Genomic DNA, 22,805 nt, shown 5'->3' on the forward strand with positions numbered 1-22,805 from the left:
TCAAAAAAAAACGGCACTTAAGCCGTTTTATGTTGTGAACTGTAGATTAATATATATTACGACCGTAGAAGATCTCTTGCATCTCTCGTTGTAATTTATCACGAATTTCTTGTTGTTCTTCTTCACTCAAATCATCTGTGCTTAAACCAAATAGATAGTTGTTTAAGTCGTTATTGTTGATCATCATTTTGGTGTGGAACATATTCTCTTGGTAAACATTTACGTCGATCATGTTGTATTGGTCAAGAATATCATCACCAATAAAGTTTTGAATAGAATTTATTTCATGATCAATATAGTGTTTGTTGCCTTCCGTATCACGGGTAAAACCGCGCACACGGTAGTCTAAAGTAACAATGTCTGACTCTAACGCATGAATTAGATAGTTCAAGGCTTTAAGTGGAGAGATAACGCCACAAGTTGATACTTCTATGTCAGCTCTAAAGGTACAAATACCATCGTGAGGGTGAACTTCAGGATAAGTATGGACACAAATATGGCTCTTATCTAAGTGACTTACGACACTCTCTGGAATAGGCCCTGGCGTTTCACTTTGGTCTACTTCATCTGGAGATTTAATTTCTTCTTCACTCACTAAGATAGTGACGGAAGCGCCTTGAGGATCATAATCTTGACGAGCAACATTTAAGATATTTGCACCTATGATGTCACACACTTCAGTGAGAATATCTGTCAAACGGTCAGCATTGTATTGCTCATCAATATATTCGATATACTCTTGGCGTTGAGCCTCGGTTTGGGCATAACAGACGTCATAAATACAAAAGCCTAAGCTCTTTGTTAAGTTGTTAAAACCGTGAAGTTTAAGTTTAGATTGCAACTAACAATTCCTCAAAACAAAATAGATTAATGAAAGGGCGGATGATAAATCAATACGGCCCATTCACAAAATTATTTTTCCAACTATAGAAGTGAATAATAAAGTTATCAACATAGATAATGTTAATATTATTTAGTTAAACGGCTTAAAGTTCTTTTATTTCATAGTTATGAGAAATAGTGACGCTAGCCTCAAGCATTTTCGCAACTGAGCAATATTTATCAGCAGATAAACGAACTGCTCGTTCTACATGGCTTTCGGCAACCGCAGTACCGGTCACAATAAATTTAAGGTGAATTTTAGTGAATACCTTAGGAACGGTTTCCGCTCGTTCAGCATCGACTTCAACTTCAACATTTTTGAAAGTTTGACGTGCTTTTTCAAGAATAGACACAACATCAATCGCGCTACAAGTTGCCGCTGACAATAGCACCATTTCCATCGGACTTGGACCACTGCCAGGGTTGCTGCCGTCTAACACTATTTTGTGTCCTGACTCCGTTTGACCTTCAAAGGCCATACCTTCACGCCATGATACATTTGCTTTCATTGCTAATTCCATTAATCGAGTAGGTCAGCGATAGCGCTGTCGAATACATTTTTAATAAGAGACGTGAATTCGGTAATGAATTCTATCTGTGTTTGATTTACTGGTTTATCCCAGTAGTCAGCCAGCACCTGCTGCATGTCATAAACTATGCCGTCTACTTCACGAACAATAATCGACCTGTGGTTAGTTTCTAGGTCGTCATGCTGGCTACAAAGGTTTATAATTTGAGTGGAAATTTCATTTTCAACCAATACTTCTAATGTAATATCAGAAAGAGTCTCACTCTCCGATTGAACAAAAATATCTATACTACTAGTAAGATAATTCATTAGTTCTACATAAGCGGTTTTGTCTGTGACCATAAAAATTTCCTTTTTTACAACTCAAAGCATAAATTTAACCTTTTACGTTAGTACTTTCAAAGATCTTATCAGCAGAAGCTGCAACAAATCCTGAATAAAGCTCGCCAGGTTTTACTTCGTAACGCTTTGCGAACTCATAAAAACAACTTGGCACTAACTCATCACCATCGATAAAAGAAACTGTAGCTTTATCAGCCATAGTTGAAGACTGTTCTAATAATACTTCCGCAGAACCTTTTATTTCGCCACCAGATGCATTTAAAACAAAACCTGCATCTTTAAGCTTTTGGTTTACTTGCTCAAGAGTTTCAAATTTTGTTAATTGATTTACACTTACGGTAAAGTGGTTCGGAATATATCCCCAAGCTGCCATCCAAGCCGCATACTCACTTTCTTCTAATAACACTTTGTAGTCATTAGAACTAACTTTCCATTGCGTACCTGAGTATAAGAAGTTATCTGCAGTCACAGAAGACTCATCAATCTGGTCAACCAAGTCCTTAATAATACGCTGAGTATTCTCAGAAAACTCTTCTACTAATAGCTCACTAATAAACACTTTTGGCAAAGTTGGATCTGCGTGTTCGAAGTGTTTCGCTTTTAATTTCTTCGCCTCAAAATCATAGTCACCGCCGTCTTTGTAACCAAGTGATAAAAAGTGTTGCGCGAGTTTATCTAAGCTCACTTTTTCTAAATTAAATGTGCGTAATGCAATATGATCATTGATAACGTCTTTGCCATTCCCTTCACCCAATAAAGCGTGGATTTGTTTTGCTGAAGGAGTAACGGTTAGATATTTTTCCCACATGTTATCAAAAAGAGCGTTTACATTTGTATGCATGACAATTCCTTGAATCTTTCTACTTGATGTTGATAAAACAAATTTGTTGTTTAAAAAAAGCGGCTAAGCCGCTTCTTTATTTTAAATACTTAGGCCAGGGCTTAAGGTTTCTGGCATGGTGACTTGTTCAAGCTCAACCGATGCAACAGGGTATGCACAATAATCAGCGGCATAATATGCACTTGCTCTGTGGTTACCAGATTGACCAATACCACCAAATGGAGCTGCACTGCTTGCTCCTGTAATTGGTCGATTCCAGTTAACAATACCTGCTCTAATTCGACTTAAGAACTTGTTGTACAGTTCTTGATCATCACTTAGTAGACCAGCTGATAAGCCGTAGTTTGTATTATTTGCGATTTCAATTGCTTGATCAAAATCATCAAAACGGAAAACTTTTAATAACGGACCAAAATGTTCATCATCTGGGAAGTCTGTAATATCAGTACAGTCGATAATACCTGGCGATACAAAACCGGTATCTTCTTTTAAGTGAGTAAGTTCAACAAGAACTTTACCGCCTAATTCAACTAGCTGTTGTTGTGCTGCAACCATGCCAAGCGCTGCTTTGTCAGAAATCATAGAGCCCATAAATGGTTGCTCAGAAGCTTCATCTAAAGAGTCGCCAACAACAATTGAGTTTGTTGCTTCAATTAACTTAGCAAGCACTACGTCACCTTCAGCACCTTTAGGTAGAAGTAACTTTCTTGCACATGTACAACGTTGACCTGAAGATATAAATGCTGACTGAATAATGTCATGAACAACGGCATCGGTATTTTTTGCGTCTTGGATAATTAGTGGGTTATTACCGCCCATTTCCAACGCTAAAATTTTGCCTGGTTGTGCAGCAAATTGCTTATGCAACAAATGGCCTGTACCAGAGCTACCCGTGAAGAATAAGCCATCAATTTGTGGATGGTTTGCTAACGCTTTGCCAGTCTCTACTTCGCCTTGAACTAAATTCAACACGCCTGCTGGTAAGCCAGCTTTTTGCCATAACTCAACAGTAATTTGAGCAACCATTGGTGTTAGTTCGCTTGGCTTAAAGATCACCGTGTTACCGGCAATTAAGGCAGGAACAATATGACCATTTGGTAAATGACCTGGGAAGTTGTAAGGTCCGTAAACTGCAACAACACCATGTGGACGGTGACGCAACATAGCGCGACCTTGAGGCATTGGGTTTTCTGTTGTACCAGTACGTTCGTTGTACGCTTTTTCAGAGATAGCGATTTTACCAATCATGGCGCCAACTTCAGTGCGAGTTTCCCATAACGGCTTGCCCGTTTCTTTTGCAATTGCAAGTGCAACTGGCTCTTTATATTCACCAAGTAATTCAGCAAAACGTTTGATAATAGTTAAACGTTCTTCTACGGTTTTGTCTGCCCATGGTAAAAATGCGGCTCGTGCAGCCTTAACAGCTTGGTCTACTTGCTCTTCAGTTGCGGTTAACGACTCCCATAACAATTCGTCAGTTGCAGGGTTAAGAGAACCAATTAGGTGTCCTTCGCCAGCAACCCATTCGCCGTTTATAAATTGGCCATTAATATATTTGTTTTCACTATTTGACATAAAATAATCCTATTTTAAAAGGGCAGCGCGTACTTGATCGCCGGCTTTCACATTTAATAAATCAGCATAATCCGAAGTTAATAGAACCGTCATATTTTCATGATCTAACGTGGTTTTTAGTCCAGTTGCTCTAAACTCTTCAACAGATAAGTTAGCAATGATGACGTTTTTGTCGGATTCAAGCTTTTCTACAATGTTCACGGTAAATAAATCGCTGTTTTGAACAGTATGGATTTGAGATATATCCGCTTCTACAGTAGGGCCGCCATCAAAAATGTCTACGTACTGCTTATAAGTAAAGCCTTCAGATTTAAGTAACTTTAATGCCGGCTCAGTGTTCTTATGAACTTTACCAATCACTGCTTGTGCTTCTTTTGACAAAAGATTTACATAAACTGGGTATTTAGGCATGAGTTCAGCAATAAATACTTTTTGACCTATACCCGTAAGGTAGTCAGCCGTTGGGAAGTCCATTGAGAAAAAGTGTTCTTCTAACCATTTCCAAAATGGTGAGTCGCCATTTTCATCAGAAACACCGCGCATTTCTGCGATAACGGTATTGGAAAAGCGCTCTTGGTGTTGAGCTAAAAATAAGAACCTAAACTTACTTAAAATACGACCTGTGCAGCCTTTACGGAACTCTTCTCTTAAGAATAATGTGCATAACTCACTCGCACCCGTATAGTCATTACACAAGGTTAATATATCAGCTGTGTTATAAATATTGAGCTGTCGACTATTATGAACAACCTTGCCTAAATGATAATGGTAAAAGGCATCATCAAGTCCTACATATGACTCTATGCCACTGGTGCCCATAATCTTTCCAGACGCTACGTCTTCCATAACAAAAAGAAAGCCATGTTCTTCTTTTTTGTCAGACACTTTTGACTTAAATGACGTTTCAGCACGCTGGATTTTCTTGGCAATTAGCTCATCATTAACAGGTAACGACGTAAAACCATGTCCTGATTCTTCTGCAATTTTCAAAAGTTCAGGAAAGTCTTTTTCTTGGATTGGACGAATTACAAACATCACATCTTCTTCCTTTATAAAAATAGCCAATAATCAATTGGCTATTTAAACTTAACGAGCGCTAAATTAAGCGTTTACGATGCTTGCAACGGCTTTTTCAAACTGAGCCATGCCTTGATCAATGTCTTCTAAAGGAACAACTAAAGAAGGTGTAAAGCGAATTACGTTTGCGCCTGCAACTAAAATCATAGTGCCGTGCTCTAAAGCTGCGTTTACAAACTCTTTTGCGCGACCTTCAAAAGCATCAGTCAGTTCAGCGCCGACTAACATGCCTTGGCCACGAATATCTTTAAACACGTTATATTTGTTATTAATTTCTTCAAGTTTCGCTTTGAAGATAGCTTCACGTTCTTTAACACCATTTAATACCTCTGGAGTATTAATAGTATCTAATGCAGCTTCTGCAACAGCACAAGCTAATGGGTTACCGCCATAAGTAGAACCGTGAGTACCAATCTTAAGATGTTTAGCTAACTCTGTAGTTGTTAGCATTGCACCGATAGGGAAACCACCACCAAGGCCTTTCGCTGAAGCTAGGATGTCTGGAGTTACGCCAAGACCCATATATGCATATAACTCACCTGTGCGACCAGCGCCAGATTGAACTTCATCAAATATTAACAAGGCATTGTTATCATCACAAAGCTGACGAACGCCTTCAATAAATTCTTTTGTCGGTGGGATAATTCCGCCTTCACCTTGAATAGGCTCTAGCATTACCGCACAAGTTTTATCTGAAATAATTTCTTTTAGGCTTTCTAAGTTGTTGTATTCAGCATGAACGATATCGCCTGGTTTAGGTCCAAAACCGTCTGAGTATGCAGGTTGACCACCAACAGTTACCGTAAAGAACGTACGACCGTGGAAACCTTTTTTGAATGAGATGATTTGTGTTTTGTGCTCACCATGAACATCAATAGCCCAACGGCGTGCTAGTTTTAGCGCCGCTTCGTTTGCTTCTGCGCCTGAGTTAGCAAAGTAGACTTTTTCAGCAAAAGTAGCATCAGTTAGTTTTTTTGCTAAACGTAATGCTGGTTCATTTGTCATTACGTTACTAAGGTGCCAAATTTTTTCGCCTTGCTCTTTTAATGCACCAACTAAAGCTGGGTGACAATGACCAAGGCAGTTGACCGCAATGCCTCCGGCAAAATCGATGTATTCTTTATCGTTTTGGTCCCAAACGCGAGAGCCTTGTCCTCTAACAGGAATCACAGCCGCAGGAGAATAGTTAGGTACCATTACGTCATCAAATAAAGCGCGTGTTACAGTCATTTTTGTTTCCTTGTGTTAAACCTATCTCGACAAATCGAAGAATTTCAAAACAGGATTTTAAAAGTAAATACCCGCCAATTATTGCAGATTTAGACGCAAATGTCTCCATTTCAAACATCTGAGCAGTTGCTATTCGGGCTGGATAGCCAAGTTATGAATAATTAGTGAATATTTATTTAGTGCGATTTTTTATGGGGAATTATTGTGCCTATCTGCACGCTTTTAAAATTAGACATTAACTATAAATTGTCTAATTATTGCCTCATAGTGGTGCAAAATTACCGATGAATAGATTGTCAGAAAAAAAATTAACAAAATTATAGATTAGAGGGATTTTGATGTTTTTTTTGCAATTATTGGCTAGTTCTATTCGATAAATTAAGTTTTGTTAGATTTATTTTATTAAGGGTAGTGACAAAGTCATTATTGATTTTGCAGCCAGTAAGAAAGCGCTTTGCTTCTGGTAATTCAATCAGTCTAGCTTTTTGTAATAACTTGTATTGAGAATAAGTCTTTGATTTTAATAATAGAGACGCCATCGGCGTAAGCGAATCAATCGCTTCATTATTAACAATTTGCTCCATTGCTGGAGCTAGTGGAGCAAATTTTAATTCTAAGTGTTGCAGTAATAAAAGGCTCACATCTAACCCATGGTTAAGTACCAACTGACTCGCAAACTCACCATCTAATACTAAAGAGTTTAAAACCTTTTCAATATCACTGCGACCAGAGTTTCGTGCCTTGTGCATTTCTTCAAGCCTAATTTTATCAAAAGCCCTAAGGTACATTCTCATCACTAAACCGTAACCAAAACTATGCAAGAGTCCAAGAGTGAAGGCGTGAAGAGGGTTCACATTAAAACGTGGTGCCAAGGTTTCCATACAATTTGCTGTTGCAATGGAGTATTGCCACAATTTTAGTTTAAAGTCTGAAAAAGGATCTGTGCTGTGCGGCAACCACTGTTTTGCAATTATCGCCAGCAGTGGCGCTTTTATATTGTCAATTCCAACATACCGAATCGCTAAACCAACATCTTCTTGAAAAGGTTTTGTCGAGTCTTTTTCACGGAAAGGGGGTTTGTTTACAATGTTTAGTAGTTCCCGCTTTATAATAGTATTTGGCTCTATAAGCGCAGCGAGCTGTTTGGTATTTAATGCTTTCGAGAGGCAAGCATCTACAGTTTTAGCTAAATTAGTGTCTAGCTTTAGAACTTCGCTGAACAAATATTCAGGGTCAGTCACTTTGCTGTCAATATAATCAAACAGTGCGTCATGAAAATATTCGTTAACGTAAACCTTAAACTCTTCTTCGGTTTTTATTTTTCGTTCTTTTAGTTTTTGAGCTTTGGCTTCAACCGACAATAAGTCTCGCGTTGTAGCAGTTTCTATTAATGTGGGTGTTAAACCTAAACGGGTTTTAGCGACTTTGTCAGATATCATCAAGTCAACAAAACGAGCTTGAATAATTTGATGAAATTTATTATTTGATGACTCTGTCATTTACGTTTTACCGGTTTCTAGTTAGGTTGTTTTTATAAAATTATTAAGCATATCAAGCCCATATTCAGACATTACTGATTCTGGATGAAATTGTACACCCATAACTGCATAATCGCGCATAGCCAGTGCCATCAATTCGACAGCTTCGTCACTCGATGTAGGCTTTACCCAGGCCGTAGGGTTTATGTATTCAGGCAATGTATCGGGTTTTACAATTAACGAGTGATAGCGAGTAACCGATAACGGATTAGGTAACGTTGTAAAAATGCCTGACTCATTGTGTTCAATGAGCGACGTCTTACCATGCATTACTTGCTGTGCTTTGCATACCGTCGCCCCAAAATATTGGCCAATAACTTGATGGCCCAAACATACACCTAAAATAGCTTTGTTTTTGTAAAAATGTTTTATTACGTCAAGGGAAAGCCCAGCTTCGTTAGGCGTGCCGGGTCCTGGTGAAATTACAATTCGTTCAGGGTTAAGAGACTTTATCTGATCGATAGTTATTTCGTCGTTTCTCTTAACAACAATTTCTTGGTCTAAAGACTCAAAGTAATTGACTAAAGTGTAAGTAAAAGAGTCGTAATTATCGATCATTAACAGCATGAAAAGCTCTTATCTTGGGTCAGCCACAAATCCTAGTGCGTCATAAACAGATTTTAATGTTTTCTCCGCTCTTGCTGAGGCTTTTTCAGCGCCAACTCGCATAATTCTATTTAATTCAGTTTGATCTTCTCTGATCTCTTTAAATTTAGCTTGAATAGGCTCAATCATTGACACTACCGCGTCAGCCGTATCTTTTTTCAAATGACCATACATTTTGTCTTCATATTCAGGAACTAACTGCTCAACAGATTTACCAGTTGCTACGCTTAATATAGTTAATAAGTTAGATACACCTGGCTTTTCATTAGTATCAAAATAAATTCGAGCTTGTTCGTCAGAATCGGTTACGGCTTTTTTCAGTTTCTTTTCAATTTTTTTAGGCTCGTCTAATAACATGATGTAACCATTAGGGTTATCATCGGACTTAGACATTTTCTTTAACGGATCCTGGAGGCTCATTACTCTTGCACCAAATTCAGCAATTTGAGGTTCTGGTACCGTAAATACGTCGCCATATATGTTATTAAAGCGAGTTGCTATGTCTCTCGTTAGTTCTAAATGTTGTTTTTGATCTTCACCAACAGGAACTTTATCTGCCTGATATAAAAGGATATCCGCAGCTTGTAAAACAGGGTAACTGAACAAGCCAACATTTATATTATTACTATGCTTGCTAGACTTGTCTTTAAACTGGGTCATGCGGTTTAGTTCGCCCATTTGAGCATAGCAGTTAAGAACCCAAGCTAATTGCGCATGCTCCTTAACTTGTGACTGCACGAATAAAGCAGATTTATCAGGGTCGATACCACATGCTGTATATAAAGCAACGCCGTCTAAAGTTCTGCTTCTTAATACATCAGGCTCTTGACGCACCGTTATAGCGTGTAAGTCAGCTAACATGAAATAACAGTCGTGGTTCTCTTGCATGATTCGCCACTGGTTAATAGCACCGATGTAGTTGCCTATAGTCATGCCACCAGTTGTTTGAATTCCACTTAATACTGTACTTTTCATTGTTACGCCGTTTGTTAGCTAATTTAAAATTTTCAAAGCGCATTGTAACGTGTCTTTGCCAACGCGCAATCGTGTATGTTTGTTTTTAAGAAAGGTTGGCTAGAATTTGCGCAATTCGGGCCGATCTGTTTTCTGCATTAAATATTGCCGAGCCCATAACAAATGTATCTGCACCAGCATCTGCAATCTGTTTTACATTGTCGGCGTTAACACCACCATCAACACTAATGCGAATGTTTCGACCTGATGCATCAAGCTTTTCTCTTAAACGAGTGATTTTATTGAGTGAGCTTGGAATAAAAGACTGTCCACCGAATCCAGGGTTAACTGACATAACCAGAACCATATCAAGCATGTGTATTACATCATCTAAAACGTCTATTGGTGTGCCAGGGTTTAGTGCTAAACCAACTTTACAGCCATGATCTTGAATCAAAGTTAATGAACGGTGTAAGTGTTTACTAGCCTCTGGGTGAAAGGTAATCATGTCGGCACCGGCTTTCGCAAATTGTTCAATCATGTCATCAACCGGCTCCACCATTAAATGTACGTCAATTGGAGCTTCTACACCGTGGTCTTTTAACGCTTTGCAGATCATAGGACCAAAGCTTAAGTTTGGAACGTAATGATTATCCATTACGTCAAAATGTACCCATTGACACCCGGCCGCTAACACTTCGTTCACGTCATCGCCTAATTTAGCGAAATTTGCAGATAAAATAGATGGTGATAATACAAATTCGTTGGTCATAGTAATCCTAATCGTATTTAGCTTTAGTCAATTGGTAGCGTTACCAGACTATCTTATAAAACTTTGTCTCTAACATCGACTCAATTGTATGTATTCCTTTTAACGACAATTTCCTTTTCGTAAATATCAGACTAAACTTTTATATAACCAAAGGAGTTTAACATCATGCTACCAAACGATTTAGTTGATTCACTTGCAAAACTTCATGCCGAACTTGAAACGTCAAAAGATGTTGATCCCCAAACTTTAAGCCAAGTTAGAGAGCTTGATAAACAAATGCATGAAATGATTAAGTCAAATGAGCTAAAAGCAGAAGAGACAATGTTGTCGCAACTTTTAGCATTGGAAACAAGATTCGCGTCTGAGCACCCTACATTAGAGCGAATAACTAGGGAGGTTATCGATCGACTCGCTATGATGGGGGTGTAGTCAGAGGCTAAATGCAACATGAAGGATATTTATAGCAATGAAGTATGCTTCAAATGCCATTTCGTTATATTAATCCAGCTTATTATCCGCGTTAAGTAGCAAACTGCTTGTTATTTAGGCAAGCAAAAAATAAATTTACCTTTTCTATTGCGATAGCCTTTAATTATGGCTTATTGTCCTCATGTACTTTCATAAGATATCTAGTATAGAAGGTGAGGATGGACTTTTCAGCCCTCAACAAAGCTACCGCTAATTCTTTTCATCAGCAAAAAGCGATTATTAAAAAAGTATTAGCGGGTAAATCGGTTCGGTGTCCTTCATGCAAACAACTTTTACTGCTCAAAAGTAGCGAAAAACAGCTAAAAATTGAGTGCGTAAAGGGTTGTACCGATATTCAACTTGAAACAGAATAATAATTATAGAAGTCACAAAGACTGACTCGGAACTTTGGAGAAAGAACATGGCGACAGATTTTCAGCCGTTACACAATGAAACACATAAAGATGTAAAAATTGGTCCTGCTAAGAGTGTAGAAGACCTAAAAGACCAGCATGCGCTAGGTTTGGTAGTTCAAGAGTTTGCAAAAGCGTCTGGTGAGTTTCCAGTTGTTTTCCTTAAAGACACAGCATCAGAAAAGTTTTTCCCAGTTGCAATGCTAGGAATAGAGCAAAATGTTAATTTATTTGTAACCGCTGATAACAAGTGGGACGCTAGCTACATGCCTGCTCGTTATACACATAAACCGCTTAGCGTTATACCTCATAAAGATGATGAGAATAAATTCGCAATCGCGATTGATATGGCAAGTTCACTTATTTCTGATGATGGCTTTCCATTGTTTGACGAAGAAGGTAAAGAAAACGAGCATTTAGAAAAACGTAAAAACGCTCTAATGGCTTATATTGAACACGAAAAGCTTACATCATCATTTATTGAAAAATTGGTTTCATTAGATTTAGTGCAGCCTAGAAACCTAAAAGTGAATGTTCAGGAAAAAGAATTTAATTTAAATGGTTTATATCTAGTTGATGAAAAGAAATTGACAGAATTGCCGGATGAGCAGTTCTTAGAGCTTCGCCGACTTGGTTACATTGCTCCTATTTATGCTCAATTAAGCTCAATGAACCAGTTAAATAAATTGTTAGAACGTCAAGCTAAAAGAATGGTTGCTGAAGCTTCATAAATTAGATTGATAAAAGTAAAAAGCCAGCGATAAGCTGGCTTTTTTGTTTCTGAATATTGGAGCTTAAGTTTTAGAAATAGTTACAAAAAAACCGAGCCTAAGCTCGGTTTTCGATAATGCTATTTGGTAATGCTAATTACGCTACACCAAACACTGCTTTAAGGGCTAAGAAACACATAATAGATAGTGCAGCGCCGATAGGTAATGTAATTACCCAGGATACTACGATGTTTCTAACTACGCCTAAATTAAGAGCTGCAATACCTCTTGCCATACCAACACCTAATACAGCACCCACTAGGGTTTGTGTTGTAGAAATTGGAAGACCAGTACCAGATGCGATGATTACTGTAGATGCAGCCGCTAACTCCGCAGCAAAACCGCGGCTAGGAGTAAGGTGTGTAATACCGTTACCAATAGTTTTAATTACTCGATGGCCAAATAATGCAAGACCAGCAACAATACCAAAAGCACCTAGAGGTAATACCCACCATACTAATTGCGCTTTGCTTGTGATTTCACCTTCATTTTGTACGATGCTTACTACAGCAGCTAAAGGACCGATAGCATTCGCTACGTCATTTGAGCCGTGTGCAAAAGCCATACAACAAGCAGTAACAACCATTAATACCGCAAAGATCTTTTCAACGTTAGTGAAATGCATTTCTTTGTCAGCATTCGGATCGATTTTAATCTTGTTAATAAAGAACTTACCAATTAACGCCACTAGGATACCAGCTAAAATAGCGTAGATATAAGCATCAGCCGCAGTGATAGAAAGATCGCCAGATTTAACAACATGCTTTAAGCCTTTTTTGATAGTTACCAAAGCCATAATAAAGCCAGCTAGGAACATGTAAAAAGGAACATATTTCTTCGCATTTTTTAAAGGCTCTTTGGTATCAAAGATAAGCTTTTGAGCTGAGATGAATATTACAAAAGCGATAAAGCCTGATATCGCAGGAGTTAAAATCCAACTACCGACAATGCCGCCTACTTTTGCCCAGTTAACTGCGTCCATACCAACACCAAACGCAGCAAAACCAACAATTGCACCAACAATAGAGTGGGTTGTACTAACAGGCCAGCCTAAATATGACGCAACCGCAAGCCATATAGCTGCAGCAAACAGTGCCGAAATCATACCTAAAACAAGTAGTTCAGGGTTTGGAATAAATGGTGCAGAATCAATAATACCTTTACGGATTGTTGAGGTAACTTCACCACCTGCTAAATATGCACCCGCAAATTCAAAGACCATTGCAATGATAATAGCTTGTTTAATTGTTAATGCTTTTGAGCCTACCGAAGTACCCATTGCATTTGCGACGTCGTTAGCACCAATACCCCAAGCCATAAAAAAGCCTACGATTGCTGCAATGGCGATTAACATAACGCCGTAAGTAGAAATAATATCCATTGAATATACCTAATATTTTCTTTTAAATTGGTTTTGCTTAACGGGCAAGCATAAGTTCTAATCGAGAACCTACACGTTCTGCTAAGTCGGCTAATTCCCCAATCCATTCAATCATTCTGTATGTCACCATGACATCGATAGGATTTAACTCGTCTTCGATTTGTTTTAATTGCTGACGAATAGAAATTTGCATTTCATCAGTGTCGTCTTCAATTGCATCTAACTCTGTGATCATTCGCTCAACTAACTCAACTTCACGGCCACGGAATCCCGTTTCCAATAATTCGTCAAATTCATTGATTGCTTTTGATGCTTGTGCGGTAGCGTCTATATTTCTTTCTACAAACGCCATAAAACTTGGTTGGATTTGCACTGGAATAGTTAATTCACGACCTAAATAACGCCCAGCTAAGTCTTTAGCTTTATTAGCGATTTTATCTTGTTGCGTTATTAACTCTAAAATGTCTGTTCTTTCTACTGGTAAAAATAAGCCTCTTGGAAGATTCATTCTTACATCGCGCTTGATAACATCCGCTTTTTTCTCAAGTTGAGAAATCTGGTAGCGAAGCTCAGTTGCTTCAGTCCAATTTTCTTCACAAACCGCTTCAAAAAACGGCTTTAATAACGAAGCCGCTGAATGAACGGTATTGATATGTTCTTCAAGTGCTTTTAACGGCGACTTTGCAAAAACACCTAAAATTGAGTGACTAGCCATAGTGAACCCTTATTTAATGGCAAAAAAAAACCAGCATGTTATTGCAGGTTAGTATCAATATTCATAGTGTACTACAAAAACAAGAATTCATGTCTTTATAATACAGGGCGTATTATATGACACATTTGTGACAAAATTGTTACAGAAGGGGGAAAAAAGATCCGTCCGCTTATTAATTCATCGACATGTTTGAATCAATATGCGAACTTAGGTCAGTATTTTTGATATAAAACAGCACCTTATGAGATGCTGTCCTGTATATCTGATTGGGACGTGTGACGTACATCTTTACCTTTAACAAAGTAAATAATGTACTCAGAAATATTTTGACAGCGATCGCCAATGCGTTCTAATGATCTTACTGACCAAAGAACGTCCATAACTTTAGGTATAGAACGTGGATCTTCCATCATGTATGTCATTAATTGACGTGTAATTGCTTCATATTCTTTATCTAATGCTTTATCTGCAGTATGAACATTAAACGCAGCATCAACATCCATGCGAGCAAAAGCGTCCAATACATTATGTAACATAGATAGTGCTTTACGACCCATATTATCCATCGACACTAAAAACTCTTGCTGTGTTTTATTAAATGACTCTAAAGCGACTTTTGCGATGCGTTCAGCTTCATCTCCAATGCGCTCTAAGTCGGTAATGGTTTTAATAATCGCCAAAACCAAACGAAGATCAGAGGCTGCAGGTTGACGTTTCGCGATAATCCGAGTGCAGGCCTCGTCTATTTGTACTTCCATTCTGTTAACCTGGTAATCGGTTTCCAGTACGTGTTTTGCCAACTCTTGATCTGCTTCATTTACAGCGTTTAATGCATTTGTTAGTTGCTGCTCAACTAAGCCACCCATTTTTAAAACGTCGTTTCGTATTTGTTCCAATTCAACGTTAAATTGGCCAGAAATATGTTTATTTAAATTAAGTTCCATAATTGCCTCTTAAACTCTTTATTGGTTACCCGTAACGACCGGTAATGTAGTCTTCAGTTTTCTTCATTTTTGGCGTAGTAAATAAAGCGTTGGTATCTGAATGTTCAATTAATTGGCCCATATACATAAATGCTGTTTGATCTGAAACACGAGCGGCCTGTTGCATGTTATGTGTAACAATAACAACAGTATATTTGTCTTTTAATTCAGTTATCAATTCCTCAATGGTCAGAGTTGATATTGGATCAAGAGCAGAGGTTGGCTCGTCGAGTAATAATACTTCTGGCTCTATGGCAATAGCACGGGCGATGACTAATCGTTGTTGCTGACCGCCAGATAGTCCAAGCGCACTATCATGAAGCCTGTCTTTGACTTCGTTCCAAAGCGCGGCATTAATTAACGACTTTTCAACCACTTCGTCAAGCACTCGACGATCATTAATACCTTGTAAACGTAGTCCATAAACTACGTTCTCATAAATACTTTTTGGGAAGGGGTTAGGGCGTTGGAACACCATGCCTACTTTACGACGTAATGATGCCACATCAACAGACCTGTCATAGATATTTTGGTTGTGCAGAAGTATCTGTCCATCGATTTTACAGCTGTCAACCAAGTCATTCATACGATTCATACAGCGTAATAATGTGGACTTACCACAACCAGAAGGTCCTATGAAGGCTGTTACTTGGCCTTTAGGAATCACCATGCTGATGTTTTCTAAAGCTTGTTTGTCACCGTAGAACAAGTTTAAATCTTTTATCTCTAGCGCAATTTGCTCTTGCGACAAGTTATCGATGTCGATGATAGATGACGACTTGTTACTCATATCAGGTGCTACCGAAATCATCTTAAAACCCCATTTTAAATTTATCTCTAAGCTACATAAATAGCTTTGTTTTAATCTTAATTAATGCTCTAACGACTTATACTTTTCACGCAAATGGTTTCGAATACCTATCGCAGTAATATTTAACGTTACAATGACAGTCACTAATAGTAGCGATGTTGCATAAACCAGTGGCCTTGCAGCTTCAACATTTGGACTTTGGAAACCAACGTCATATATATGAAAGCCAAGATGCATAAATTTCCGATCTAAGTGTACATATGGAAAGTTGCCGTCAATTGGTAACGTCGGCGCCATTTTTACCACGCCAACTAACATTAACGGTGCAACCTCACCAGCGGCGCGTGCTACCGCTAATATAAGACCCGTCATGATGGCAGGTGATGCCATTGGGACAATGATTCGCCAAATAGTTTCAGCTTTTGTTGCCCCAAGCGCTAATGAACCTTGTCTTAAAGAACCCGGAATACGAGATAAACCTTCTTCAGTAGATACAATAACAACCGGTAGAGTAAGTATAGCCAATGTTAAGGCTGACCAAATAACACCTGGCGTACCAAATGTAGGGCCTGGTAGTGCTTCAGGGTAAAATAATTGGTCTAACGAACCGCCAAGCATGTAGACAAAAAAGCCAAGACCAAAAACGCCGTATACAATAGATGGAACACCCGCTAAATTGATTACTGAAATTCGAATTATCTTAGTTACGGCATTATTACCAGCGTATTCATGTAGATAAATGGCTGCGATTACACCAAAAGGGGTAACGATAATCGCCATGAGCATAACCATAAACACAGTGCCAAATATTGCAGGGAATACACCGCCTTCAGTATTAGCTTCACGAGGATCATCAGAAACAAACTTGCCGAGTTGCTTGCCATACTGCACTAGCTTCTCAAAAAAGTTCATGTCATTTGGAAAAGACACGTCTAAAACATAATAAATTGGTAAGGTGACAAGCTCACCGCGCATATCTCGAACAATTACAGAGTCGCGACGAGCCAGGTCTCTATACTCAAACAGTTGCTTTTCATATACCTTGTATTCGTTGCGTAGTTCAGAGCGTTGGCGTTCTAGCTCAGAAAGTGCTTCACTGGTCAGCGCATCCTCTAATTCTAACTTACGCTCTTTTAATCTTAACTTTTCAAGTTGATAGTTAATCGCACCAATTTCGTCATTTTGCAAATCTAGCGCTTGATCGTTTAAATCAACGGCTCTATCAATAGCAGTAAACAGTACCTCTTCTTTGTTTTCTCTAATCGTTACACCGTCAACAACAAGCGAGTCGACAAAGCCGTAAAAATTACCGTTTTTACTGCGTTCAAATACTGCAATTCCACTAGGCTTTGACTGGGCCAAAATTTCTGGTCCTAAAATCCATTGAAAGTCTAAATCAACGTATTCTCGGTTACCTGTTTTAATTAAGTAACGCTCAACAAACTCACCCTGTAGCTCTTCAAACTTAATACCAGAGGTAATGAGTCGTTGAGTTGGCACTTTTTCTGTCTCGTAAATTTCACCAATTACCACACGAGATTCGCCACTGGCATTGGCAATTTCAAATTGATGTATATCTGATGGCCAAAAGAACGATAAACCGCGTGATGCAATAAGCAGCAACAAACCAATTACTGATAGTAAACTAATACTAACAGCGCCTGCGGTCATCCAAATCCAAGGGGCACCCGACTTAAACCATAACTTCATATTACATCTCCAACAAAGGTGCTAATTAAAGTGAACTGTACTTTTCACGAAGTCGCTGACGAACAAATTCAGCAATCGTGTTAAAGACAAAGGTAAAAATGAATAAAACAAAGGCTGCCAAAAACAGTATTCTGTAATGAGAGCTGCCCACTTCTGACTCTGGCATTTCTACCGCTATATTTGCGGACAAGGTGCGCATTCCTTGGAATATGCTCCAGTCCATAATTGGTGTGTTACCCGTTGCCATTAATACAATCATGGTTTCACCTACCGCGCGGCCTAACCCCATCATTACGGCCGAAAAGATACCTGGACTTGCGGTAAGCAATACTACTTTAATTAATGTTTGCCACTGCGTAGCGCCAAGAGCTAATGAACCACTAGAAAGCGTTTTAGGTACACTAAATACCGCATCCTCAGCAATTGAGAAGATAGTAGGGATTACCGCAAAGCCCATGGCGATACCAACAATTAGAGAGTTCCTTTGGTCAAAGGTGATGCCTAGTTCATTGGTAATATACAAACGTGTATTGCCATCAAATAACCAGTCTTCAACCAACGGGCTTAACTCAAATGAAAAATAACCGACTAATGCAACAATAGGAATGAGCAAAATAGAATCCCAACCTGCAGGCATTCTGTTTCTAATTGATTGTGGGATATTGTGCCAAGCAAAAGCAGTAAGGAAGATAGCAACCGGCAATAAGATAATTAAAAGAATCACACCAGGTAATTTGTCTTCGATAATAGGTGCTAACCATAAACCCGCCAAGAAACCTAAAATAACCGTTGGTAAGGCTTCCATTATCTCAACGGTTGGTTTTACAACTTTACGTACACTTGGGGCCATGAAGTAGGCCGTGTAAATTGCTGCTGCTAACCCAATAGGTACTGCGAATAACATGGCATACATAGCGGCTTTTAAAGTACCAAATGAAATCGGAACTAAGCTGAATTTAGACTCAAAGTCATCGCTGGCTGAAGAAGACTGCCAAACATAATCCGGTTCAGCGTAACCTTCATACCAAACTTCTTGCCATAATCCTGACCATGTCACCTCAGGGTGTTCATTTTCTACATTTAGGACGCTAATTTTATCGTTAGATAAAACGACAAAAGCGTTGGAACGAGGCGAAAAAGACACATCTATGACGTCGTCAACAGGAAGTTTCCCTTGCCATAAATCCGCTTCTGATGTGGTATGAAATAAGTTTGCAACGCCTTCAGAGTTAGTCGCAATAAACGTTCTGCGGTAGAACTCAGGATAAATATTTTTAATAGCTTTGTTAGCAGAAGGGACGTCAATGTTAAAATCACGAACCATGACAAAATCACGGCCGGCTTCACCATTGATTTCAAACCATTGTGTCAGCAAACCATCGTTGTAACCCAACACTAACGAGTTGGCACTTGCTAACAATTCAGCACTTGTTAAGCTTTGGTTTTTTCTACTGATATTTTTTGTATAAAGTAGCTCTACATCAGACCCGACACGACTATTTGCTACATATAGTTCATGTTTAGTTAAAATAAAGATCCTGCTGGTATCTGGTGATATCAGTAAGTGTTCTACTTTGCCTTCAACAAAATCCAAGTCTGACTGCTCTAACTGCCACTCAACTTCTTCGGTGAACATATTTTCTTCACCTTCATATCGAGCAAATCTAACAGAACCATTTTGCAGCTGATACAGTACAGCAACAACGCCTTCTTCTTCGGCAAAAGAAAACTTGTCTACGGTATAACCTTCATCGTCAAACAACTCAGGTAGAGGTTCTGTGCCCATTGGCATTTGAACAACAGGGGTAAGTGAGCGAGTGTTGTTCTTAAAATCGACTTTAAAAAAAGGCTTAATGATTGTGAGTTGAGCGTCATCATTAATAAACCCGTATAGGCCTTTATGAGGAGCGCTTTTTGAATAGGCTGTTATGTTACCAGGGATAGATGTTTGTATTGACGCTAATTGATTGTCTGTTTGACCACTTTGAACGTTAAAAAAGTCTACCGTTGCGTCACTAGTGATTGCGTATGCAATTTCGGTCTGTTCCTCAATACCGATAGCGAAATATGACTGCTGGAGTGTAACTTGGGTGTTTCGTGGCTCAACATGTGCTGAGTCAAATACCGGTTTCACAACATATAGTAAATAAAAGAAGATCAGCAATAGAGCGCAAAGCACTAAAATGCCACCTGTCATTACACCATATTTGGCTAATTGATCCTTTAGCTTTCGAGTTGATTCTGTCTTCAACACCAGTTTTGTCGACTCAGACATAAATAAATACCTACCCTTTATCAGATGGCAAAGATTATATTTCATTATTGTTACAATATTGTGACACTTTCTAAACACGAACAAAGGTATTCAGAAGTAAAAAGGGGCGTTAATTTCTAAAACAGGTACTGGATTAATTAACAATAATTGTTAATACTTAGTTTAACCAACATTAACGGAGCATGCTTGATGCAGCACTTGGTATTAACGGTTATTGGCGCCGACAAGACTGGCCTTGTAAAGACCTTGTCTGAAACGCTCAATCAGAACGAAGCAAATTGGTTAGCGAGTAACTTATCCCATCTTCGCGGTTACTTTGCTGGCGTTATAGAAGTTGCGGTAGTAGAAGCGAATATTCAAAAATTAACCCAAGACTTAGAGAATATAGAAGGCTTAACGATTTCAATTCATATATCGAATGATATTGAAGCCTTGTCACAACAAGAATTAGAGTTTGTTATTACCGGCAATGATAGACGCGGAATTGTTCAGGAGCTCTCATCTGTCATTAGTCACAAAGGCGCCAATATTATGAGCTTTGTGTCAACTCACCAGAGTGCTCCAAATTGGGGAGGCGAGTTATTTCATGCCGTTGCTAAAGTTGTATTACCGCCTGGTATGAGCCCAGACGTAATCGTTGATGCTTTAGAGCAAATAGCGACAGATATAATTGTTGATATTGAATTAGAGAAAGCAAGCTAAGACTTTGTGTTGATACGAGTCAGTTGAGCCGGTATTTGTTTAAAACAAACTTAAATAAAAAAGCCAACTTTGAGGTTATAGCAAAGTTGGCTTTTCTAATTTCAGTAACGTTCTAATTTCAATAACGTTGAGATATTCAGTAACATTAATTTAACAAAAGCTGCTTAATTTGCGCTTTTAATACATCAATCGCGATTCGATTTTTACCGCCATTAGTTACAATTAAATCAGCTACTTGTTTAGACGGAGCGATAAACGCTTGGTACATTGGTCGCACCGTTGTTAAGTATTGCTTAATAACGGAATCGAAACTTCGAGCTCTTTGTTTTATGTCACGCTCTAAACGTCTGACTAAACAGATTTCAGGAGGTGTATCCATAAATACCTTGATATCAAACTCACCGTACAATTCTGGGTGTGTTAACAGCATAATACCTTCAATTAAAATAACTTGAGCCGGTTGAACAGGCGTTGTTTCTTTTAATCGTGTATGTGTTTTATAACAATACTGAGGCATTTCAATTGCTTTACCAGCCTTCAGATCGCGAAGGTGTTCGATCAGTAAGTCGTGCTCAAATGCTTCTGGATGGTCATAATTGGTTTTTTCACGAACCGACATTTCCAGATGATCTTGGTTACGATAATACGCATCTTCAGAAATAAATGAGATTTGATCAGAGCCAAGCTCTTGTGCCAATTCTTCAAATATAGTGGCTGTTAATAATGTCTTTCCAGATGCCGATGCACCTGTAATTGCTAATATTGTGGTTTTCAAAGGAGTCTCTTCTCTTGCTACTTTGCCGAATTCAATTGAATAAATAATTTTTTGGCAATATCCGTATTGTCTTGTTGACCTGCAAAAAGGTGGCTATTTACGCCTGTTGCAAATACCTGAACATCACCAGCAGAGTGTCCACCGGTAGTCCAACCAGTCAGAGTTGTATCGTTAATAATAGCTTTTATTTCACGAGTCATCTTCTCTTTTTTCAACTTACTGTGAAGTGCCGCTTGAATTTTTGATACTTGAGCGTCTGATAACTCAAAATCAACATGTTTTGCCCAAGTAGATTGCACGTCGCTTGCCGAGGCATCCTTGTCCAAGCCCAAAAACGAGGGGATTATAACAGCTAATGATGATTTTATTTGTCTAACTTTATCAGTTTTCCAATCATATGTGCCGTTGGCACCGATACTTAGGCCACCAGTTGAATGGTCGGCAGTAATAATAAGTAAAGTGTCGCCATGTTTTTCGGTAAATGCTTTGGCATATTTAATCGCTTCGGAAAAGTCATGTAATTCGCCAATCGCACAACCAATATCATTGGCATGTGCACACCAGTCTATTTGGCTTCCTTCAATCATGGCAAAAAAGCCCTTTTCAGAACTGTGTGTAGCTAACAGCTCTAATGCTGCCTTAGTCATTGCCGTAACACGGTTTGGTAACTCTTTGTTATCAATAGCAAAAGGCAAGCCAACTGGTGCAAATAGTCCTAGTGCTGGTAACGAGTTTAACTTAGATAAATCTTCTAATTTATCAATGTAGTTATAACCGATAGATTTAAACTCATTCACGATATTTCTGTCATCGCGAATAAAAAATGAAGTGCCACCACCTAACATCAAGTCAGCTTTTGGTTTGCCATTAATTTTTTCGTCTATGTATGCGTTCGCAATTTCATTGTAGTTCTTACGTGACTCGTTATGTGCCATAAAACTAGCAGGTGTTGCATGATTTATTTGTGAAGATGAAACAATTGCTGTTGTTTTACCTAACTGCTTTGCACGTTCTAATAACGTAAGTACTGGATTTTTGTTTACGTCGACACCAATAGCACCGTTATACGACTTGATGCCTGAACTTAATGCGGTTGCTGAGGCAGCAGAGTCAGTGACATAAGTGTTGTCGTCTGGATATGTAGCAGCGGTTCCAACAAGAAGCTCGTCAAAAACCGTTCTTTCTACCATTTTTGTTGATTTGTCGTCAGAGAAATAACGATATGAAGTAGTATGCGCTACACCCATGCCATCACCAATCATAAAAATGATATTTTTTGGTGGATTGACGGTCGCAGCAGCTAAACAAGAAGTTAACCCAAGGCTAACGGCGGCTACTTTAAACAACGTAGTGAAAACATGATTCTTCAAAAGGATTCTCCAACTATTCATATGTAAATACAAAAATGCCCACCTATAAAATAGGTAGGCATTCTACTTTAGCGTTTAATTATAAA

The 22,805-nt window shown here is 38.6% G+C and carries 23 protein-coding genes; 4 read left to right on the forward strand and 19 right to left on the reverse strand.

Translation table 11 applies throughout. The features are described 5' to 3' along the window. Nucleotides 1–46: 46 nt before the first annotated feature. The 11 genes from speD to rpe all read right to left on the reverse strand — a co-directional run bounded on the left by speD (nt 47) and on the right by rpe (nt 10,346). Nucleotides 47–841 carry an adenosylmethionine decarboxylase gene (speD, locus tag ACZ1GV_RS01680; RefSeq protein ID WP_472674966.1) on the reverse strand — a complete coding sequence of 265 codons (795 nt, stop codon included), beginning with the start codon at nt 839–841 and terminating at the stop codon, nt 47–49. A gap of 145 nt (nt 842–986) precedes the next feature. Further along, complete coding sequence (locus ACZ1GV_RS01685) at nt 987–1,391, reverse strand: OsmC family protein (protein WP_472674967.1); 405 nt, start codon at nt 1,389–1,391, stop codon at nt 987–989. A gap of 11 nt (nt 1,392–1,402) precedes the next feature. Next, on the reverse strand, nt 1,403–1,753 hold the full coding sequence (locus tag ACZ1GV_RS01690; RefSeq protein ID WP_472674968.1) for a DUF3802 family protein: 351 nt from the start codon (nt 1,751–1,753) through the stop codon (nt 1,403–1,405). A 34-nt stretch (nt 1,754–1,787) separates the two neighbouring features. Continuing rightward, nucleotides 1,788–2,594: a 2-oxoadipate dioxygenase/decarboxylase family protein gene (locus ACZ1GV_RS01695; protein WP_472674969.1), complete on the reverse strand. Its 807-nt coding sequence runs from the start codon at nt 2,592–2,594 to the stop codon at nt 1,788–1,790. An 81-nt stretch (nt 2,595–2,675) separates the two neighbouring features. Then, nucleotides 2,676–4,169, reverse strand: a complete 1,494-nt coding sequence (gene astD, locus ACZ1GV_RS01700) for a succinylglutamate-semialdehyde dehydrogenase (RefSeq protein WP_472674970.1) — start codon at nt 4,167–4,169, stop codon at nt 2,676–2,678. A 9-nt stretch (nt 4,170–4,178) separates the two neighbouring features. Beyond that, entirely contained in the window at nt 4,179–5,204 is a 1,026-nt protein-coding gene (gene astA / locus ACZ1GV_RS01705; RefSeq protein ID WP_472675854.1) for an arginine N-succinyltransferase, read from the reverse strand. A 66-nt stretch (nt 5,205–5,270) separates the two neighbouring features. After that, nucleotides 5,271–6,476, reverse strand: coding sequence for an aspartate aminotransferase family protein (locus ACZ1GV_RS01710; protein ID WP_472674971.1), 1,206 nt, complete (start codon nt 6,474–6,476; stop codon nt 5,271–5,273). Between the two features lie 353 nt (nt 6,477–6,829). Continuing rightward, nucleotides 6,830–7,975: an HDOD domain-containing protein gene (locus tag ACZ1GV_RS01715; protein ID WP_472674972.1), complete on the reverse strand. Its 1,146-nt coding sequence runs from the start codon at nt 7,973–7,975 to the stop codon at nt 6,830–6,832. Between the two features lie 21 nt (nt 7,976–7,996). Beyond that, on the reverse strand, nt 7,997–8,581 hold the full coding sequence (locus ACZ1GV_RS01720) for an anthranilate synthase component II (RefSeq protein WP_472674973.1): 585 nt from the start codon (nt 8,579–8,581) through the stop codon (nt 7,997–7,999). A gap of 9 nt (nt 8,582–8,590) precedes the next feature. Continuing rightward, nucleotides 8,591–9,595, reverse strand: a complete 1,005-nt coding sequence (gene trpS / locus ACZ1GV_RS01725; protein WP_472674974.1) for a tryptophan--tRNA ligase — start codon at nt 9,593–9,595, stop codon at nt 8,591–8,593. 85 nt (nt 9,596–9,680) lie between these two features. Continuing rightward, a complete protein-coding gene (rpe, locus tag ACZ1GV_RS01730) occupies nt 9,681–10,346 on the reverse strand; it encodes a ribulose-phosphate 3-epimerase (protein ID WP_472674975.1) in 666 nt (221 codons plus the stop codon). Nucleotides 10,347–10,511: 165 nt separating this feature from the next. Here rpe and ACZ1GV_RS01735 point away from each other — a divergent pair, with 165 nt between their 5' ends. The 3 genes from ACZ1GV_RS01735 (at nt 10,512) to ACZ1GV_RS01745 (ending at nt 11,958) form a co-directional block, all read left to right on the forward strand. Further along, nucleotides 10,512–10,775 (forward strand): DUF4404 family protein, encoded by a 264-nt coding sequence (locus ACZ1GV_RS01735; protein ID WP_210560275.1) that lies wholly within the window; start codon nt 10,512–10,514, stop codon nt 10,773–10,775. A 218-nt stretch (nt 10,776–10,993) separates the two neighbouring features. Next, complete coding sequence (locus ACZ1GV_RS01740) at nt 10,994–11,188, forward strand: hypothetical protein (protein ID WP_472674976.1); 195 nt, start codon at nt 10,994–10,996, stop codon at nt 11,186–11,188. A 47-nt stretch (nt 11,189–11,235) separates the two neighbouring features. Then, nucleotides 11,236–11,958: a SapC family protein gene (locus ACZ1GV_RS01745; protein ID WP_472674977.1), complete on the forward strand. Its 723-nt coding sequence runs from the start codon at nt 11,236–11,238 to the stop codon at nt 11,956–11,958. A gap of 136 nt (nt 11,959–12,094) precedes the next feature. Here the strand turns inward: ACZ1GV_RS01745 and ACZ1GV_RS01750 are convergent, their stop codons facing one another. The 6 genes from ACZ1GV_RS01750 to ACZ1GV_RS01775 form a co-directional block, all read right to left on the reverse strand. Then, nucleotides 12,095–13,378, reverse strand: a complete 1,284-nt coding sequence (locus tag ACZ1GV_RS01750) for an inorganic phosphate transporter (protein WP_472674978.1) — start codon at nt 13,376–13,378, stop codon at nt 12,095–12,097. 37 nt (nt 13,379–13,415) lie between these two features. Continuing rightward, nucleotides 13,416–14,093 carry a TIGR00153 family protein gene (locus ACZ1GV_RS01755; RefSeq protein WP_472674979.1) on the reverse strand — a complete coding sequence of 226 codons (678 nt, stop codon included), beginning with the start codon at nt 14,091–14,093 and terminating at the stop codon, nt 13,416–13,418. A 239-nt stretch (nt 14,094–14,332) separates the two neighbouring features. Further along, nucleotides 14,333–15,037: a phosphate signaling complex protein PhoU gene (phoU, locus tag ACZ1GV_RS01760; protein ID WP_472674980.1), complete on the reverse strand. Its 705-nt coding sequence runs from the start codon at nt 15,035–15,037 to the stop codon at nt 14,333–14,335. A gap of 25 nt (nt 15,038–15,062) precedes the next feature. Next, on the reverse strand, nt 15,063–15,887 hold the full coding sequence (gene pstB / locus ACZ1GV_RS01765) for a phosphate ABC transporter ATP-binding protein PstB (protein WP_472674981.1): 825 nt from the start codon (nt 15,885–15,887) through the stop codon (nt 15,063–15,065). A gap of 60 nt (nt 15,888–15,947) precedes the next feature. After that, nucleotides 15,948–17,597 carry a phosphate ABC transporter permease PstA gene (gene pstA, locus ACZ1GV_RS01770; protein WP_472674982.1) on the reverse strand — a complete coding sequence of 550 codons (1,650 nt, stop codon included), beginning with the start codon at nt 17,595–17,597 and terminating at the stop codon, nt 15,948–15,950. A 25-nt stretch (nt 17,598–17,622) separates the two neighbouring features. Beyond that, nucleotides 17,623–19,872, reverse strand: coding sequence for an ABC transporter permease subunit (locus tag ACZ1GV_RS01775; RefSeq protein ID WP_472674983.1), 2,250 nt, complete (start codon nt 19,870–19,872; stop codon nt 17,623–17,625). A gap of 189 nt (nt 19,873–20,061) precedes the next feature. Here ACZ1GV_RS01775 and ACZ1GV_RS01780 point away from each other — a divergent pair, with 189 nt between their 5' ends. Beyond that, nucleotides 20,062–20,574, forward strand: a complete 513-nt coding sequence (locus ACZ1GV_RS01780) for a glycine cleavage system transcriptional repressor (RefSeq protein ID WP_472674984.1) — start codon at nt 20,062–20,064, stop codon at nt 20,572–20,574. A 145-nt stretch (nt 20,575–20,719) separates the two neighbouring features. Here ACZ1GV_RS01780 and udk read toward each other — a convergent pair whose 3' ends face one another. Both udk and ACZ1GV_RS01790 read right to left on the reverse strand, forming a co-directional pair. Continuing rightward, the gene (gene udk, locus ACZ1GV_RS01785) at nt 20,720–21,349 is read right to left on the reverse strand and encodes a uridine kinase (protein ID WP_210560265.1); all 630 of its coding nucleotides are present in this window, start codon (nt 21,347–21,349) and stop codon (nt 20,720–20,722) included. Between the two features lie 17 nt (nt 21,350–21,366). Beyond that, nucleotides 21,367–22,740, reverse strand: a complete 1,374-nt coding sequence (locus ACZ1GV_RS01790) for an alkaline phosphatase (RefSeq protein ID WP_472674985.1) — start codon at nt 22,738–22,740, stop codon at nt 21,367–21,369. Nucleotides 22,741–22,805 lie beyond the last annotated feature (65 nt).

Source organism: Psychrosphaera sp. HA2-10, from assembly GCF_055693745.1.

Coding starts and splice junctions, on each gene's coding strand:
- ACZ1GV_RS01740 (WP_472674976.1), top strand. CDS start 10,994: ATGGACTTTTCAGCCCTCAACAAAGCTACCGCTAATTCTTTTCATCAG.
- ACZ1GV_RS01695 (WP_472674969.1), bottom strand. CDS start 2,594: ATGCATACAAATGTAAACGCTCTTTTTGATAACATGTGGGAAAAATAT.
- astD (WP_472674970.1), bottom strand. CDS start 4,169: ATGTCAAATAGTGAAAACAAATATATTAATGGCCAATTTATAAACGGC.
- ACZ1GV_RS01775 (WP_472674983.1), bottom strand. CDS start 19,872: ATGTCTGAGTCGACAAAACTGGTGTTGAAGACAGAATCAACTCGAAAG.
- ACZ1GV_RS01750 (WP_472674978.1), bottom strand. CDS start 13,378: ATGGATATTATTTCTACTTACGGCGTTATGTTAATCGCCATTGCAGCA.
- astA (WP_472675854.1), bottom strand. CDS start 5,204: ATGTTTGTAATTCGTCCAATCCAAGAAAAAGACTTTCCTGAACTTTTG.
- trpS (WP_472674974.1), bottom strand. CDS start 9,595: ATGAAAAGTACAGTATTAAGTGGAATTCAAACAACTGGTGGCATGACT.
- ACZ1GV_RS01745 (WP_472674977.1), top strand. CDS start 11,236: ATGGCGACAGATTTTCAGCCGTTACACAATGAAACACATAAAGATGTA.
- ACZ1GV_RS01755 (WP_472674979.1), bottom strand. CDS start 14,093: ATGGCTAGTCACTCAATTTTAGGTGTTTTTGCAAAGTCGCCGTTAAAA.
- ACZ1GV_RS01685 (WP_472674967.1), bottom strand. CDS start 1,391: ATGAAAGCAAATGTATCATGGCGTGAAGGTATGGCCTTTGAAGGTCAA.
- ACZ1GV_RS01720 (WP_472674973.1), bottom strand. CDS start 8,581: ATGCTGTTAATGATCGATAATTACGACTCTTTTACTTACACTTTAGTC.
- ACZ1GV_RS01715 (WP_472674972.1), bottom strand. CDS start 7,975: ATGACAGAGTCATCAAATAATAAATTTCATCAAATTATTCAAGCTCGT.
- ACZ1GV_RS01735 (WP_210560275.1), top strand. CDS start 10,512: ATGCTACCAAACGATTTAGTTGATTCACTTGCAAAACTTCATGCCGAA.
- ACZ1GV_RS01690 (WP_472674968.1), bottom strand. CDS start 1,753: ATGGTCACAGACAAAACCGCTTATGTAGAACTAATGAATTATCTTACT.
- rpe (WP_472674975.1), bottom strand. CDS start 10,346: ATGACCAACGAATTTGTATTATCACCATCTATTTTATCTGCAAATTTC.
- ACZ1GV_RS01790 (WP_472674985.1), bottom strand. CDS start 22,740: ATGAATAGTTGGAGAATCCTTTTGAAGAATCATGTTTTCACTACGTTG.
- pstA (WP_472674982.1), bottom strand. CDS start 17,597: ATGAAGTTATGGTTTAAGTCGGGTGCCCCTTGGATTTGGATGACCGCA.
- phoU (WP_472674980.1), bottom strand. CDS start 15,037: ATGGAACTTAATTTAAATAAACATATTTCTGGCCAATTTAACGTTGAA.
- pstB (WP_472674981.1), bottom strand. CDS start 15,887: ATGATTTCGGTAGCACCTGATATGAGTAACAAGTCGTCATCTATCATC.
- ACZ1GV_RS01780 (WP_472674984.1), top strand. CDS start 20,062: ATGCAGCACTTGGTATTAACGGTTATTGGCGCCGACAAGACTGGCCTT.
- ACZ1GV_RS01710 (WP_472674971.1), bottom strand. CDS start 6,476: ATGACTGTAACACGCGCTTTATTTGATGACGTAATGGTACCTAACTAT.